The following is a 16,798-nucleotide window of genomic DNA, read 5'->3' on the forward strand; positions in this document are numbered from 1 at the left end:
AATCGACGCCCGCCCCGTCTCGACTGGACTTTCGCAACCTTTGGCACGGATGTGCGTGCTGTTCGCGTTGTAGTGATCACGCCCGGACTAACGCCGCCGCCGCCCCACCATCGTTGTGCGCGGATCTCCCGACCCCGCAACAGTTAGTTGTGCGCGGGTCTCCTGACCCCGCACTCAATAGACCGAAGGTCTCCCATTGTAGGCGTGAGACGCGAGGCCACAGACGTGGGAAAACTAAAGGCAACCGCAGCCCAACTTCCCGCCTACCCCCCTACTCTCTTCTGGCCACTAGCCACTCCGCCCCCCATTGTTATGCGCGGGTCTCCTGATCATGGTCAGGAACAGCCTAGCCTGACCCGGCACTGGCGGACGAGCCCCCAGTGGCACCCAGACCTGTAACCTTTTGAGAGGGAATGGGTTACGGGGAAGTCGGTGGTTTGGCTTAACGCTTTCGGATTAGGCTGATCCGTCCGCATCTTCAGCCAAGCAGGCGACTGCGTAGGCACAGGCCGCTTCGGCAATTGCGGGCGAGGTTTCTGTCGGGAGCGAAATGACATTGCAGCCGCGCAGCGCTTCCGCCCCCTCACAAAGGCGTGCAGCCAAGAAACTGCCCGAACCGGAGACTACCACGGTCTCGAACGGTTCGGATTGTCGCTCGCGGATCCGCTGCGCAGCGGTCGAGAGTATCTGGAGCTGTACATTCGCAATGAACTGCGCTGCCTCGCGCGCGTCTTCCAACGAGAATTCATCGCGATCACAACACAGCATCCGCGCCAGACGCGCGCAGGACATCTCGACAGTTGCCGCGCGGCCGTCCGCAGTGTGGAAATCACTCTCGTCGGAGGCAAAGTCCTGCAGAATGAGATAGACATCCTGCGTCGTGGCAAATAGCTCTGCTGCCAACGGACAAAAACCACCGCGATAGGGTACCGAGACGGCCACGGCACAGAGCGGTGTGCGACGGACGCCGGTGTAAACCAATTCCGAGGATTGCAGTCGTGCAGGATCGGTCAATCCCGCTGAGGTCGATTTGCGGCCCGCGAGCGGAATCAAGTCGGTCGTTGTTGAGCCTATATCGATCAGCAAGCCGTTTTCGATCTGAAAATGATCGGCTGTCCAACTGGCCAAGGCATGCCAATTCGCCGCAGCCACGCCAAGCGGCTCGGCGATCGCAGCGTCCGGGCTGACAAAATCCCCGGATGTCTGCCACACGCGGACGGGACGGTCACCTGCGACCTGTTGGACCGCGCGGATGACATGCTCGACACCATCAGCTTTTGTCGCAAAACAATCGGCCAATTCGGCCGTCATGGTCACAGCGAATTGACTGGGCGGCGGAAAATGCGCGATGAGCAACTCCAGTTCCGCTGCTAAGCGTTCGGGCGCCTTCCAAATTTCAAAACTGCGCGCTGCTGCCAATCCATCCGCAGTAGCGGCTTTGAGATTCGCGCCGCCGATATCCAGTCCGAGTATGCTCATGGGCTTATAGGAATTTCATGGAGTGGTCGAAAATTGTCCATCGGGGGTAAACGTGATCGTTTCTGACCGCCAACGAATGGGATTGGGAAGTTTGTCGGGGAACAAAATCCGTTCCGCGAGATTCTCTTTCGTGAGATGGCGATAGCCAAGGTAACTGGTTGTCAGTCTCGGATTGATCTCTACAATGACGGCAGATTTGGGAGCGTCGGCGGGGACGATCAAGTCGATCCCCACATAGCCTCGCAGCCCGGGAACCGCGTTGCAAGCTTCGGTTGCCAGACGTTCTACGATAGCGTGTGGTATCTCCGCCACCGGGACCTGTCCCCCCTGGTAGGTGAAAAATCCATCATCCGCGAGCCGTTGCAGCGCTGGTGGAAATCGGTGCACACATTGGCCCAGGCTATTGATGATGACGGCGATCGAAACGGGTGTTCCGGGGAGATAAGGTTGCACAATTCCTTGATGCAATTGTGAATCCGTGTCCAGATTTGCGACCACCGCTTTGAACGTAGCGGCATCAGTCATCAACTGCGTTTCCTGTGATCCCGCTCCGTAGCGGGGTTTCATCACACAGGGGAAACTGGAAATTGATTCTTCAACGTTGCTTGGATCAAACGGGAATGTGTCGATCGTGGCGACACCTGCTTCTTGCAGATGGCGAGCGAGTTCAAGTTTGTCGGCACACAGCCTGATGGCGGCAACGTCCGGTCCGCACAGCGGTCGATTGTGGGAGGCGACGCATTCCGCGCGGCGGGTGAGGTAGCCATCAAATTCCGGTGCGATCAAGAACGTCGCATCGCAGTTTTTGACGAGTTGTTCATACAGTCGGCGTTCCTCTTCGGCGGTTTGCACCCAATGAACTTCAGCCTTGCCCTGTGGCGGGGGACCGAGACGAGCATCCCAGGTCGTGACTACGTCGATGCCGTCGATGCGGTTCGCATCTTCCAGAAATGCAGACAGCATAGCCCGACCTTCGTCGAGTAACGAGCCAGCCAACTCCGCAGGCCATGCTCCGCTGCACAGGAATTCGCTAACAAACAAACGCATGGGGCAACGGGAGGAATTGAGATGGGCGTGCAGCGGGAGATGGCGTGCTATCGAATAAAAAACGGGCCTGCCGGAGAATGCTGGCAGACCCGCGAGACTGTCATTCCACCTCAAGGAGGTCGGAAATTATTCTTTCGGCTTATGTGCTTTGTGGCATTTTGCGCAACTGGCGGCTTTTTTGAGCGCCAATTTTGCTTTTGCGACTTCTTCACCTTTGACGATCATCTCAGCGGGTTCGATCATCGCTGTGGTTAATTTTTTCCAGCTCTCTTCGTCACCCATGGGGGGCTTTTGTTTGGCCATATCTTTGAGCATTCCCAAGAACTTTTTGTTTTGTTCTTCGGTCGACTCTTTTTTCTTATTGGTTACAGCGCGAAACAGAGATTTTCCGCCTTTGAAGCCCTTTTCCATGACATCATGGATCGACATCGGCTTCTTCTCTTCTTCTTTTTTCTCTTCGGCTAAGGACGCACTGGCAGTAACAACAGCGCCAACGGCCACCACCGCGGCCAAAGCAAGCAACTTCCGCATTCTCAATTCTCCCAATTGAATATCGTGTTGGTGATTCTTTGTGTATCGCCGAGCTTCGGCGACATTCGTTAAAAAATCCGCTTCCCCAAAACAACATTTTTGGGATCAGCATGTTCACATATGTTTTAACCAAATCGCCTGAACATCACAAGTCTCGTCGATCTCTTGCAGGTACGATTTGACGATGGCATCGGCCCGATTGTGTCGCAATTCAATCTTACAACATTTTTTGTGTCAAAGAGTTACGGAGCGAGGAACAATTTCAAAGTTTGGTCGATACTCTCCTTCTGAACCAGGACAACCAGCGTATCACCAGCTTGGACCTGATCCTCGGCTCCCGGGACACGGACATAGTCTTCGCGGACAATGGCCGCGATCAGACATTGTTGCGGCAAGTTCAAATCCTTGAGTTTTGCCTTGAGAATCTCTGCTTTGGGGGGGACATCCAACTCCCAAGCCTCTGCCACTCCGCCGGCCAATTCGGTTCTCGCCAGAATCGGACCGGCCTGCACCATGCCGAGCACTTGTTGAGCCATCACTTCTCGGGGGCTAACTGCTTTGTCGATACCCAGTTTTTGGACGACGTTGGCATAATCCGGGCGGCGGATCACGCTCATAATCCGCGGTGCCCCGATTTCCAAAGCTTCGATGCCGCACATGATATTGTCTTCGTCGTGTCCCATAGCGGCGACGAAAACATCGGCCTTGCCCACACGGGCCTCCCTCAGCACGCTGAGACGTGTGGCGTCATCGTGCAGGACGGTTGTCTCCGACAATCGATCCGCCAAGTAGTGGCAGCGTTGTTCATCCGCTTCAAGTAGCGAGACATTGAAGCGTTGCCCCTGCAAAATGCGGGCAAGGTTGTAGCCGATCGCGCCCCCGCCGGCGATGATCACACTCATTTTAGATTCCGTCTTGTGCTGAAAGAGATTGCGGACATCTTCCAGCGTTTCGCGTTGACCGATCAACGTAACATGGTCCCCCGCAGCCAGCACATCGTCGCCGCTGGGAATGTATGTCTTGTGTCCGTTGGAGATCAAACCGACCCGGACTCCTGGTGGGAATTTCAGATCGCGCAAGGGAACCCCCGAGGTCTTGGCATCCGCCTCGACGGCTAGTTCTTGAACCTCGATCCCCCCACGGGCAAAGTTTTCCACGGCAAACAACCCGCGTTTGCGGATTGCCTTGGCAAGTTCCAATGCGGTCAGATGTTCCAGACTCAACAAACGATCGATGCCGAAATGCCGTTGATAATCAAAGGTACTGGCGTCGCGATAGGTCGGATTAAATATCCGCGCTATGCTGCGCGTCGCCCCCATCGACTTGGCGAGACTGGCCCCGACGAGGTTGATTTCGTCGCCGCTGGTCACGCTGAGGCACAAATCGGCGCTTTGCACTCCGGCGTGAAACAAGGTGGCTGCGTCACAAGCCGATCCGACGACCGACTGTACGTCCAGATGATCTTCGACAATTTCGAGCGCCTGTCGAGATGGGTCAACCAAAATGACGTTGTGTCGATTGGCGCACAGCAATTCAGCAATCGACGTGCCGACGGTGCCCGCACCGAGAATCACAATATTCATAAAGACTTCGTAGGTTTCGACAATGTTCAGACGTTCCAGATCATTCGTTCGTGATCAAGGAACGGCGTTTCAACGAGTGGGGTATTGTAACTGTCTGATTCCGGCACTGCCAATGCAGACCATGAACCGGTCGATACCGCGGAATTTGTTGATGGCACAGTTCCAATTCCCTGGCGCGTGTAGTATGACTGCAAAAGTCGATGAGACTGGCCAGCGAAGCGACAACGCAATGTTTCAGCAGGCTTACCCTGCACTACCGAACGACGATACCGAACCATGTGGATCAAAATCTGTGGCATTAAGGATGTGGAAACCGCGCAACGGATTGCTGCCATGGGACCTGATGCGATTGGTCTGAATTTTTACCAACCGTCGCCACGAGTCGTCGATTTCACCGTTGCGGCCCAGATCGCCGCTAAATTGCCCGATTCCGTTGAGCCGATCGGTCTGTTCGTCAATCACACAACGGACGAGATTCACGCGGCTTCACAAACGTGCAGTCTGCGGACGATTCAATTGCACGGCGACGAACCGCCCGGTTTTTCCGCAGCCTTTCCGGAAATGAAAATCATCCGCGCTCTGCGTGTTGGCAGTGAGGGACTGGATGAATTGTCCGCCTACCTGACCGAATGCAATCGACTGGGAACGATGCCCGATTATTGCCTGGTTGATGCTCATGTGCCGGGGCAATACGGCGGGACCGGACAGACGGTTTCCTGGGAAATGTTGGCACGAGAGTATCGCCGCGACGAATGGCCGCCATTGATCCTCTCCGGAGGATTGACCCCGGAAAACGTCGCCGCCGCAATTCACGCCTGCCGCCCCTGGGGCGTCGATGTTTCTAGTGGCGTGGAATCGACGCGCGGTGTAAAAGATTTAGACTTGGTGCAACGGTTCATTGATGCGGTACGCGGCGTGGATTTGAACGAGAACGATTAACAATGCAATGGATTAACCAGCGGTAGTGCCGCACGCTAGGTTTTTTAAAATAATAGCCACAGAGTTCACAGAGGACACAGAGAAAAAACGGTGATGAACTGACCGACATGTTTTATCGCAGCGGAAAGTGTTGTTGAAACGATGAGCGAACACGATGACACTTGCTGGTTACGTTTTCATCTTCCCTTTTTGGGTGTGACAGGCGGTCCTTTCCACAGTACCGACTCGAGTGGGATGGTAATTTCTCTGTGAACTCTGTGATCTCTGTGTCTAGTACATAGATACGGGGCAAGAGAGTTTGGTGACAATGACGGTAGCACGGATCGAACCACATACGACGGAGTTGACCTATGGCTGATATACATCCCTTTCGCGCGTTGCGGTATGACGTGGCTCAGGTGGGCGACATTTCCGACGTCGTCGCTCCCCCCTACGACGTGATCAACGAACAAATGCAGACGGAGCTGTACGAAAAACATCCCTGCAACGCTGTGCGGTTGATACTCAATCGGACCGAACCGGGCGATGCCGGAGCGGACGAGAAATACGATCGCGCGGCAAACTTTCTCATGCGGTGGGTGAACGATGGTGTGTTATTTCGCGATCGCGAGGAGGCGCTGTACGTCTATCATCAAGAATTTGATTGGGCCGGCCAGCATTTCGTTCGCAAAGGTTTCTTATGCCGCGTTCGATTGGAAGAGTTCGGCAAAGGAAAAATCTTTCCACACGAACAGACCATGTCCGGTCCCAAAGCGGATCGACTGGCTTTGATCAAGGCTTGCCACACGAACCTCTCCCCGATTTTTGGCTTGTTTCCCGACAGTGACCAAGCGGCGCAGACACCCTTGGAAGCAGCGATCTCTGAGATGACCCCCATGGAAGCGACCGACCATCTGGGCGTGATTCATCGCTTGTGGGCTGTGACGGACCGGGCGGCGATTACCGAAACCCTGGAGGTCTTGCGGGAGACTCCGGTCTTTATCGCTGATGGACATCACCGTTATGAAACCGCGCTGAACTATCGCAATCACTTAGCCGAGACCGGGAAATTGGCGGATGAGAATTCGCCCGCCAACTTTGTGATGATGATGATGGTCGGCATGAGCGATCCCGGATTGGCGATCTTGCCCACGCACCGACTGGTCAGCGGACTGCCCGATATCACCAGCGACCAACTCATTGCCGCTTTGGCGGGCCTGTTTGAAATCGAAGCGGTCGGCGAGGGCGCAGCAGCGATGCAGGAGTGTTGGGATCTGATCGACGCGGACGGTGGTCAGGACGTGTTTGGATTCGGCACGACCGCTGACAACAAATGGGTCTTCGCACGTTTGATCGACGGCAGCTTGATGACCGAACTCGCGCCCGATCAAAGCGACGCCTGGCGAGACTTGGGTGTGAGCGTCCTACGAAGTTTGGTGTTAGAGCATTGCCTCAAAAACAACATCACGGGAGCGGACCCCCAGTGCACCTACGTGCGGTTGTTGGAGGAAGTCACCGAGGCTCAACAAAACGGTAGTTGCCAATTGGCCTGTCTGGTTCCGCCGGCGGGGATGGAACACATTGAAGAGATTGCCGGGAACTTTGAGAAGATGCCGCCGAAGAGTACCTATTTCTATCCCAAACTGCTCAGCGGGTTGTTGTTCAATCCACTGGATCAGTAATCGCGGCCGTTTTGACGGCGGCGTGGTTGTTGGTCGTGGAAATGCTCGGCAATAGAGCAATCACCGTGAGTCCCACTCCGCCCAAGGCGAGTACGACGGTGGCCAACGGCGCTGGCATATTTCCCAGATAGATGGTGACGGCCAACATGATTACAACCAAAGCAATCGCACGCAGTTTCACCGACTGCCGCACGCCGCGACGTGCGTGCCAATCTTGTAATATGGGCCCAAGAAATCGCGAATGGGTCAGACGTTCATTTAGAGATGGCGACGAGCGGAGCAAAAAGTAACTGGTCAACAATAAAAAAGGCGTCGTGGGAAGTCCCGGCAACAGGATTCCAGCGACCCCTAAAGCAAAAAAGCCCCCGGCAGCGAGCAAGTAGACAACACGCCGCGGTCCCGTGGCGACGGAAATCCTGTCAGGAGAAGATAGGTCATTGTGATCGCACATGGCGGCCAATTCCATATCAGCGCTGTCTGGTGAGCAATATTGGTTCACGCTGTTGCCTGTATTGTATGAATACCCATTCTTCGAGTGCAGCGGATTGTAGGTATCTGTTGCAACTATATCGTGACAAATCGGCGATTTCCATCGGATAACTTGATTCTGAATGGGCGAAGGATTGCCGCCGGAGAGATACGTGGAATTTGACATTGCCGGCCTAGGGACCGTCGTCGTTGACCATCAGGTCATCTTGGAACAGTACCCGGAACCCGATTCCAAAAGCGAAATCCAGACCGACTGGTTTCAAGTCGGGGGGCCGGTTCCCACCGCGCTGGCGGTGTTAGCACGTTTCGGCCGGCGAACGACGTTTCTGGGGCATTGGGGAGACGATCCGTTTGGAGCAATGATCGAAGCCGATTTTCAAGATGAGGGCATTGGTTTTTCCGGCAGTTGTTGCCGCACGGGTCTTCGCAGCGGATTTGCCCATGCCTGGATCGACGCTCGCACCGGCCAACGCACGATCGCCTGTTCGCGGGCCGAGAGTCCGCTCTCGGTTGAGGAAGTCGACGAGCAACTGTTAGCGCGTTGCGGCGCAATCCACCTCGATGGTTGGCCGTCGGAGGCGGCGCACTATGCCGCCCGCATCGTTCAAAAAAATGGGGGAACGGTTTTTCTTGACTCCGGATCCCCCAAGCCAGGCATGGAGCAATTGCTGCCGCTGGTCGATGTGTTGAATTGCCCGCGACGGTTCTTAACGCAATTTTTGGGACACGACGACATCCCACGCGGCGGTCGGGAATTGTTAGCCCGCGGCCCGCGAATGGTAACGATCACCGATGGCGATCAAGGCGCGATGTTGTTTACCGGGACTGAACAACTCACGCAACCGGCGTTTTCGGTCACAGCCGTCGATACGACCGGCGCGGGTGATGTGTTTAGCGGCGCCATTGTGCATGCGACACTAGCCGGTTGGCCGGCCGACCGAACGCTCAAATTCGCAGCAGCAACGGCGGCGCTGAAGTGCGCGAAATTGGGCAACCGCGAGGCGCTGCCTTGCTTGGACGCAGCGTTGCGAATGATAGAAGGTTGACCGTAGGGCAGGCTCCCGCCTGCCGTGATCAAAGTGTTCGTCCCTACTTATTCGCGGCAGGCGGGAGCCTGCCCTACACCTGCCTTACAATGGTATGGCGCTGCTTTGCCACTCTCGACGAGTCCGTTACGCAATAATCCCTTCAATCGGGTGGCCGAAATCGATGTCGAGGCGTTGGCGGCCGGGGACAACGAGGCGGCGGGGGTCGAGGCCTAATTGGTGCAGCACCGTCGCGTGTACGTCGGTCACATAGTGCCGGTCTTCGATGGCGTGGAAGCCGAGGGCGTCGGTGGCGCCGTGGGTGATGCCTCCTTTGATTCCACCACCGGCCATCCAGACGGAAAAGCCGAACGGGTGGTGATCGCGACCGTCGCTGTTTTGCGTTCCGGGGGTGCGGCCGAATTCGGTGGCCCAGACGATCAAGGTTTCATCCAACAGCCCGCGGCGCTTGAGGTCTTTGATCAATCCAGCGATCGGTTTGTCGGTTTGTTTGCAGAGCTTCGAGTGACCGGCCTTCAAATTGCTGTGCGCGTCCCAGGCCCCTGCTCCGCCATTGCTGCCATGGAAGATTTGCACGAACCGTACGCCGCGCTCGACCATCCGCGTGGCGGCCAGGCATTGCTCGCCAAAATCCTTGGTCTCTTTTTCATCCAAGCCGTACAGTTGCTGTGTCTCTTCCGTTTCTTCGGAAAACCGCACGATGTCCGGCACGGCTGACTGCATGCGATAGGCGAGTTCGTAGGACTTGATCCGCGCTGCGGCGGCTTGGTCTTCGGGATATTCAACAGCAGCGGTGCGGTTGAGTTGGTTGAGCAACTCAAATTGTCCGCGCTGTTCTTCGTGGTAGACATCCTTGCCAGGGGCGGCGAACGGCAGCGGGTTTTTGGGGTCGACGTTCAACTTCACCCCGTTATGCGCCGGGCCGAGATAACTAGCGCCGTGCCCGCGTACGCCGCCGCAACAATCGGCGATTGGTTGTCCCATCACCACAAATTGCGGCAGGTTGTCGTTCAGCGAGCCGAGGCCGTAGTGCGCCCAGGAGCCGATTGTGGGGAACTCCCCTTCAAGACTGTGCCGGCCGGTATGAAATTGGTATTGCGCCCCGTGATTATTGTCGGTCGTCCACATCGACCGCACGATGGCCATGTCGTCGACGCAATCCCCCAGGTGTGGCCACCAGTCGGACACTTCGATCCCCGCTTCCCCACGTTTTTTAAAGCCAACCTGCAGTGGGTACAGTTTGTGGCGGATGTGTCCGTTGGCATCATCGGGGACGACGATCCTGAGATTGTCTTCTAGGAACTTAGCTTCCAAGACTTCTTTGTGGGGCGTATCGCCGATTTCCTTGCCGGCGTATTTGGTCAGTTCCGGCTTGGGATCGAAGCTCTCCATATGGCTAGTGCCGCCGATCATGAACAACCAGATCACGCTCTTCGCCTTCGGGGCAAAGTGCGGTACGCCGGTTGGGGGTGACCACGTACCGTGTTCGGACGCGCGGACAACGCCGTCGCGATGAAACATCGCCGAGAGCGCCACCCCGGTAAAACCCATCCCCACATCCGCCAAAAATTGCCGTCGCGGGGTTGTTGGTTGGCTGTGCATTGTGGTCATTGTCCTAAATGTTAACTGGTATTCACCACGGAGACACGAAGGGCACGGAGAAATACATACTTGTTACTCCTCGTCCCCAAACTCTGTTTGGGAACGCACTCTCGCGAAGCTCCGCTTCGCAACTTCTGCACAAGTCCCAAACGCTGGCCACGACAGTCGCAGCCGAGTTTGGGAATCAGTGGACGTTACCGGATGGTGAAAAAATCGTTGTGGTTCAAAAGCACTTGCACGAGGTTTTCTCGCGCGCGGAGTGCGGGGTTTTCGGACGGTTTGGTTTTGACGTCGGGGCCGGATTCAAATTGGGTCAGTTGGCCGGGCGTGGCGAGCAGTTCGGTTTGCTTTTGCAAAAATGCACTGCAAGTGGCCCGCTCTTCGTTGGTCGGACGGCGGCAGAGGATTTGTTCAAAGGCGGCGTTAAGAAACTGCGTCGTGACTTCCGACGTTGCCTCTTCGCCAACCGCAGCGGTCAGTGTTTTCGCCAACACGCGGCCTTGTGCGAGGGCCAGCGGACTATTGACCATTGCCAGTGCTTGCTGCGGGACAATACTTTCGTTGCGGCGATAGCAGTCGTTGACGTTGGCTTGGTCGAACAATTCCAGGAACAACATCTGTTTTTCTTTTGCGGAGCGGAAGTAGATGCTGCGTCGCAAATTGGTTTGCCCGTCGGTCTGATCGATTTCCGGTCCACCGGCGGTCGTGTCCAATTGCCCGCAGACATACAGCATCGCATCGCGGACCGCCTCCGCTTCCATGCGACGCGGATTCATCCGCCACAAATAGACGTTATCCGGATCGGCTTCTAGGTTCTCTGTCGCATTACCAACGGTCGATGCCATGCGATAAGCTTGGGAGGTGACCATCAACCGATGCAGTTGCTTCATCGTCCAACCGTTGTCCAACAATTCAACCGCCAGCCAATCCAGCAATGCCGGGTGTGAGGGGGACTTTCCGTTCAGCCCAAAGTCGAACACCGACGGTACCAAGGCTTCGCCAAAATGCCGCAACCACATATGGTTGACCGCCACCCGTGCTGCTAGGGGGTTTTCGCGGTCAGTGATCCAACGCGCCAAAGCGAGTCGCCGGCCGGAACTTTGTGTGGGATAGATTTCGCCAAACGGCGAATACGTAGCCTCTGTTTTTTCCTGGGCGGCCAGTGCTGTTTCCAAATCCTTTTGAACCTTGGTGAGAGCTTCTTGGGATTTTTTGACAGCCTGCTTGGTCTTATCGTCTTCGGGTTTCTCAGCGTCTTTGGCAGTCTGCAGGGCTGCTTCGGCTTTGGCGACGTCCCATTGTGCTTTGGCTACGTTCTCCTGGCGTTCAGCAGCGGCAGCGGCGGCGGCAGCGGCGAGTTGGGGAGCGGACGTAGCGGGGGGCGTTGCATACTTCGCCTCATCAGCGGCAATGCGAGCCTGCACCGATTGCAGGTGCAGTAATTGGTAGGCGACCTGTTTGGCAGCAACGGCGATGGCTAAATCCGAAGGGGGCTTTACAGTCGCTGGCTGGGCCGCTCCGTCGGTCGTTTCCGCTGTGGAGGCCACGAGCTGATCGGTCAGCTTCTTGAGGGCCGTTTCAGAATTACGCAGCGCCGCCCGTGCGTAGTTCAAGTTGCCTTGCTGCACGTGATCGCGGAGACCCGGATAATATTGGCGGGGCGTCAGCGCGACCGGCTCAATTTTTAGACCTTCCGGCAGCAAGCTCACCGGGACTGCCGCTGTGAGCGGATTGTCCTTGTCGGGATGTTTTTCATTGCCGCGCGCGAATAGAAATGTACTCGCTTGCAGATCTTGGTCAAACACACGGACGAGGCCATCCTTTTTTGTATTCAATTGACCGGGGACTTGATCGGTGCGGACGCGGTGCGGTTCGAAAATCGCCCGAAACTGATAATAGTCCTTCTGCAGGATCGGGTCGTACATGTGATCGTGGCATTTGGCGCAGTTCATCGTAATGCCCAAAAATGCTTTTGGTGTATGCTCGACCGTCGATTCCAACCAGACGTTGCGGTTGAATTTGTACCAGTTGCGAACCAGATATCCGGTCGCCCGCAATGTGTCGGGATCGCCCGGCGCGATTTCATCGCCGGCAAGCATTTCCTGGACCATACGGTCGTACGGTTTGTCAGCGTTCAGAGACTCAATGATCCAATCCCGCCAGCGCCAAATGTGCGGTTGGCTTTCGCGGACTTCGGCGCGGTAACCAGCCCAATCACTATACCGCCACACATCCATCCAATGCCGTCCCCAGCGTTCTCCGTAATGCGGACTGCTTAGCAAACGGTCGACGACCTGTTCATAGGCATCCGGGGCTGGATCCGCCAAAAAGGCTTGCAGTTCGTCGCGTGTGGGGGGAAGGCCGATCAGGTCCAAGTAGATGCGGCGCAACAGCGTTGCTTTGTCCGCCTCGGGGCGCGCCGTCAGTTGTTTGGCTTTGTGCTTGGCCAGAATGAACGCATCGATGGGATTTCCGGCGAATGGTTTTCCATCGATCATCGGAACGTCAGGCCGCTCGATGCGTTGAAAGGCCCAATGCTTGCGCGGATCTTCGGGGATTTCTTCATCGGCCGGGATCTTGGCCCCCTGGTTAATCCAGGCGGTGAGCACCGCGACCTGTTCGGGTTTCAGCGGCGTTCCTTGTCCGTCGGGGGGCATGAGCGGAGGATCGTCGCCGTCCGGCAGTATGTATTCAATCAGCAGGCTTTCTTCAGCGCTGCCCAACTCAATGATTTCGCCACTGTCGCCCCCCTTGAGGGCCAAAGAACCCGCATCGAGTCGCAGTCCACCCTTTTGCCGCAACGCCCCGTGGCATTGCGCACAGTGCCCCGCCAAAATCGGTTTCACGTCGCGCGCATAATCGATCGGGCGATCTTGAGCGTCCTCCGCGCGCAGCGGGACCGCACAGCAGAGCAAAACTGCCGCAGCCAACAGGTAGCGGGTGATTTTCCAACAATTTTCGCGCATCCGTTCCTCCTTAAGAACCTATCAACAAAATAACATATCTCAGAGGAGGAATGAAGGTTGAGACAACGGGCTCGGTGGATTGCAGACCGTTACTGCCATCCCTAAGCGGTCGCTAAATCCACATCGCGGATGTCCGTGAGGAACATACATCCCGGGCTATGCGTGATTGCCAAGGGCGGTTTTGCCGCCATAATCACCGATTGAGGGGTCACGCCACAGGCCCAAAATACCGGAAGTTCGTCATCGCGGACCTCGACGGCATCGCCATAATCAGGCTGCAAAATATCGGTAATGCCGATTTTGTCAGGTAGTCCTAAATGAATCGGTGCGCCATGCACCGTGGGGTATTTCGATGTGATCTGCACAGCCGCAATCGCATCCGCCGGTTTCAGCGGGCGCATCGAGACGACCAGTGGACCGTGAAACGAACCGTTGGGGACGCAATCGATGTTCGTGCGATACATCGGCACATTGACCCCCTGTTCAATATGCCGCACTGGGATTCCCGCATTAAGCAGCGCTGCTTCAAACGTAAACGAACAACCAATTAAAAAGCTGACCAAGTCCTCCCGCCAATAGTCGGTGATGTCAGTGGGTTCATCGATCAATTCGCCATCGCGCCAGACGCGGTAGCGGGGCAAGTCGGTCCGCAGGTCGGCCGTGGGGGCGATGGTTTCCGGGGCCGCGCTACCCGGTTGTGTGACATCTAAGAGCGGACAGGCTTGGGAATTGAGTCGGCAAAACTGCTGGAATTCTTCCGCCAAATCACGCGGCAAGATCGCTAAATTTGCCTGCACAAAGCCCGCCGCTAACCCGGACGTCTGCCCGGTCAGTTCTCCCTGCCGCGCAGCACGACGCACGTCCGCGCCCGTTTGAAATTGTGGGGTTTGCGTCATGGTTGATTGTGGTCACGTGGATTGTCAACAGTAATCATTTCGGCAGGCTATCGGAAAACAGACGCTTTTGGTCCTTGCCGATCGGTGTGATTTCGAAGAAATCGAATGATGCGTCAATCATATCGGCATTCGATTGGCCATTCGTTGCCACGAGTCCGACTTTGAGAGGCTCGCCATTTCCCCACGTTTCTACGGCGATAATGTGATAATGTTGGCCGTCTAGGCTGGAGGCCACAAGGTACTGATTGTCCCGTTTGATGATCCGCAGCCAAAGCCCATCCAAGGGACGGTCGACTTCTAGGAACGCCTGCGGCAGGTCTTTTGCCTCTTCCTCACGCACCAGACAGAGGCTTCTGCCTCCTTGGTTTTCGTCGTATTGAAAGGTGTAGGCGAGGTAATTGTCCACGTCGTCATAACAGATCAGGCCGGCTTGGTTGTAATCGGATTCGGGTTCGAAATCAGCGAGATGGGTCGTCAGTACAAAATCCCCGCCATCGACGATTGGGTTTTTGAGCAAGAAAATGTTTTTTGCGTTGTTGTGGCGTTGCCAAAGGTCGCCGCGTTGTGTGGTGATCGTTAGCCGACCAGGTTGTTTGGTCAGCGAGAGATGCGTGGGGTCTTTGTTAAAGATCTCCCAGGCGGGGTCGTATTTTTTGTCAAAGTCGTCCCGGAATCCTTGGCGTGGTTCGGATTTTTCGATCCACGCCCGGGCCACGATTTTCTCGTCACGTTTGAATTGGAACTTCGCGGCAAGCGTTTGGGCCTTTTCATCGGCGAGTTGCATCGTGCCGTGAACGGCATCGAACTGGACCGTTTTTTTGGTCTGGGGGTCTCTGAGTTTTACGACTTTTCCACCTTCCTCCATGCGCAACGTGATTTCCGGGTCGAATGTTTCGATGTTCAGTGTCCCGTATTCAGTCGCAATGCTTATACGGGGGCTGGCAGCAGGTTTTTCGGAGTCGTCTTTTGAAGAGTCGTCGGCCGGTGCGCTAAGCGGCAACGCAATGAGGCTGACGCAAAAATACAGAACAACAGAACGGCAGCGAGCGACTTTTTTCAGTGAGGTAGTGGCGAGCATAGGGTCCTCGATGAATCGATTGAGTTGGGTGGCTGTCTGCAAACGTAATTGAATCCGATCTGTTTTCTCACAACGAACGAAATTAAGGCCTGCGATATCTCTCCTTGTTTACCGGTTTAGTCACGCGACGGGCGGGGTGGGTTGGCCCAATGGCCATCACCGTCATCGTTGCCGCTGACGACGACCCCTTTGAGGTTCCAGTTCTCTCCGGCACGAACATCGGGGGTGCAATAGCGCAGTGTTAATCCACAGCGTCGGCGGTCGGCATGATTGGCTTGTGAACCATGCAGCAGCAAATCGGAATGCATGGAAATCTCGCCTGCTTTCAATTCCACGGGCACCGTTTCGCCAAACTGCTCGACGTTTTTGATGGTTTGATTTAGCACGTTCCCCTCGGTGTCGCTGCTGGTTTCGTAGTCGATGTGACCGTGCGCGTGCGAACCTGGGATGAACCACATACAGGCATTTTCCACATCGGCATCGTCGACCGCCAACCAGACAGTGACTGTTTTGGAGGACGAAAGCGGCCAGTAGCTGGAATCTTGATGCCAGGCGACCGACTTCCCATCGTGCGGCATCTTGCAGAAATAATGCGAACCCCAGCCAATCACGTTTTCGCCCAACAGATCTTTGACGCAAGCGACGATCCGCGGATCCTTCAGCAGATCATAGACCCGGCCGTAGGTCAGGTGGGCTGTGCTGATCGAATAGCTGTCGCCTCCCGCAGCGGTGACCTCTCGGAGTAATTTGTCGAAATACCGGCGATGTTCGGCCATATCCTCCTCGGGGATAACGCGTATCCCTTTAACGAATCCATCGCTGTTGTATTGTGCGACCTGTTCGGGGGTGAGCGTCTGCGGATTGGACACCTGGCTGGGATGAAAGCGCAGGTCGCGAGGCATCGCATCGAGCTCGTTTTGGTCGGGTGTGATTTTGAACATGGCAGGCGATGAACTCCTAGCGTTGGCCGTTCTGACAAATTTTGTGCGGCAATATCGAAACGTCTCTTTCAGATTGATCCGAGCACTCTGCCCCAGCGATTTGGTGTTGGACCAGACCGATTCGCCGCCGATTCAGCGTATTGCCCTCATCGTGGGATGTATCCAAAAACCAAAACAGAGACCATGCAGACGCCGCCGTCGTGGATTTCTGATTCTAGGACACAGGCTGCGGTGCGGCAATAACAGTGTTTCCACAGTATTTTTGCAGGACCCCCACGGGGCAACCGCTGTGACTGTCAATGTCGCTGCCGTCGATTCTAACAGCATAAACGTGACGTTGTCACGGATAATGGACCGTGTTGACCGATCCGCATTCAAACTCAAATCGGACTATTGACGGCGGCGCATTTGCTGCATAAACTCGCACTCAGCTTCGCAAATGTGTGGTGCCTGTAGCTCAGTTGGTTAGAGCGCCGGATTGTGGTTCCGGAGGTCGCCGGTTCGATCCCGGTCAGGCACCCTTTTTTATTCTTTGGGGCC

At 55.8% G+C, this 16,798-nt stretch carries 13 protein-coding genes and 1 tRNA gene; 4 read left to right on the forward strand and 10 right to left on the reverse strand.

Features of this window, described 5'->3' with window-relative positions:
* Positions 1-456 precede the first annotated feature (456 nt).
* The 4 genes from Mal52_RS13790 to trkA all read right to left on the reverse strand — a co-directional run bounded on the left by Mal52_RS13790 (position 457) and on the right by trkA (position 4,640).
* Positions 457-1,479: a hydantoinase/oxoprolinase family protein gene (locus Mal52_RS13790; RefSeq protein ID WP_145376785.1), complete on the reverse strand. Its 1,023-nt coding sequence runs from the start codon at positions 1,477-1,479 to the stop codon at positions 457-459.
* 15 nt (positions 1,480-1,494) lie between these two features.
* Positions 1,495-2,442, reverse strand: coding sequence for an ATP-grasp domain-containing protein (locus tag Mal52_RS13795; RefSeq protein ID WP_197534900.1), 948 nt, complete (start codon positions 2,440-2,442; stop codon positions 1,495-1,497).
* A gap of 210 nt (positions 2,443-2,652) precedes the next feature.
* On the reverse strand, positions 2,653-3,057 hold the full coding sequence (locus Mal52_RS13800; RefSeq protein WP_145376787.1) for a hypothetical protein: 405 nt from the start codon (positions 3,055-3,057) through the stop codon (positions 2,653-2,655).
* 242 nt (positions 3,058-3,299) lie between these two features.
* Positions 3,300-4,640, reverse strand: a complete 1,341-nt coding sequence (gene trkA / locus Mal52_RS13805; RefSeq protein ID WP_145376788.1) for a Trk system potassium transporter TrkA — start codon at positions 4,638-4,640, stop codon at positions 3,300-3,302.
* A 276-nt stretch (positions 4,641-4,916) separates the two neighbouring features.
* Here trkA and Mal52_RS13810 point away from each other — a divergent pair, with 276 nt between their 5' ends.
* Entirely contained in the window at positions 4,917-5,579 is a 663-nt protein-coding gene (locus tag Mal52_RS13810) for a phosphoribosylanthranilate isomerase (protein WP_145376789.1), read from the forward strand.
* A 350-nt stretch (positions 5,580-5,929) separates the two neighbouring features.
* On the forward strand, positions 5,930-7,240 hold the full coding sequence (locus Mal52_RS13815) for a DUF1015 domain-containing protein (protein ID WP_145376790.1): 1,311 nt from the start codon (positions 5,930-5,932) through the stop codon (positions 7,238-7,240).
* Here the strand turns inward: Mal52_RS13815 and Mal52_RS13820 are convergent.
* On the reverse strand, positions 7,221-7,691 hold the full coding sequence (locus Mal52_RS13820) for a YbaN family protein (protein ID WP_197534901.1): 471 nt from the start codon (positions 7,689-7,691) through the stop codon (positions 7,221-7,223). The two genes, Mal52_RS13815 and Mal52_RS13820, sit on opposite strands and share 20 nt — an antisense overlap.
* 190 nt (positions 7,692-7,881) lie before the next feature.
* Between Mal52_RS13820 and Mal52_RS13825 the strand changes: the two genes are divergently transcribed.
* The gene (locus Mal52_RS13825; RefSeq protein WP_197534902.1) at positions 7,882-8,775 is read left to right on the forward strand and encodes a carbohydrate kinase family protein; all 894 of its coding nucleotides are present in this window, start codon (positions 7,882-7,884) and stop codon (positions 8,773-8,775) included.
* A 126-nt stretch (positions 8,776-8,901) separates the two neighbouring features.
* Here the strand turns inward: Mal52_RS13825 and Mal52_RS13830 are convergent, their stop codons facing one another.
* From Mal52_RS13830 to Mal52_RS13850, 5 genes are all read right to left on the reverse strand, one after another.
* Positions 8,902-10,377, reverse strand: coding sequence for a DUF1501 domain-containing protein (locus tag Mal52_RS13830; protein ID WP_231962659.1), 1,476 nt, complete (start codon positions 10,375-10,377; stop codon positions 8,902-8,904).
* Positions 10,378-10,571: 194 nt separating this feature from the next.
* Positions 10,572-13,343 (reverse strand): DUF1553 domain-containing protein, encoded by a 2,772-nt coding sequence (locus Mal52_RS13835; RefSeq protein ID WP_145376794.1) that lies wholly within the window; start codon positions 13,341-13,343, stop codon positions 10,572-10,574.
* 101 nt (positions 13,344-13,444) lie between these two features.
* Positions 13,445-14,239 carry a putative hydro-lyase gene (locus tag Mal52_RS13840; protein ID WP_145376795.1) on the reverse strand — a complete coding sequence of 265 codons (795 nt, stop codon included), beginning with the start codon at positions 14,237-14,239 and terminating at the stop codon, positions 13,445-13,447.
* 34 nt (positions 14,240-14,273) lie between these two features.
* Positions 14,274-15,317, reverse strand: coding sequence for a beta-xylosidase family glycoside hydrolase (locus tag Mal52_RS13845; RefSeq protein ID WP_145376796.1), 1,044 nt, complete (start codon positions 15,315-15,317; stop codon positions 14,274-14,276).
* A 116-nt stretch (positions 15,318-15,433) separates the two neighbouring features.
* Positions 15,434-16,258, reverse strand: a complete 825-nt coding sequence (locus Mal52_RS13850; RefSeq protein ID WP_145376797.1) for a phytanoyl-CoA dioxygenase family protein — start codon at positions 16,256-16,258, stop codon at positions 15,434-15,436.
* Between the two features lie 446 nt (positions 16,259-16,704).
* On the opposite strand from Mal52_RS13850, the gene Mal52_RS13855 reads away from it, so the two are divergent.
* Positions 16,705-16,778 (forward strand) — tRNA-His (locus tag Mal52_RS13855).
* Positions 16,779-16,798 lie beyond the last annotated feature (20 nt).

The organism is Symmachiella dynata (assembly GCF_007747995.1).
Lineage (GTDB): Bacteria > Planctomycetota > Planctomycetia > Planctomycetales > Planctomycetaceae > Symmachiella > Symmachiella dynata.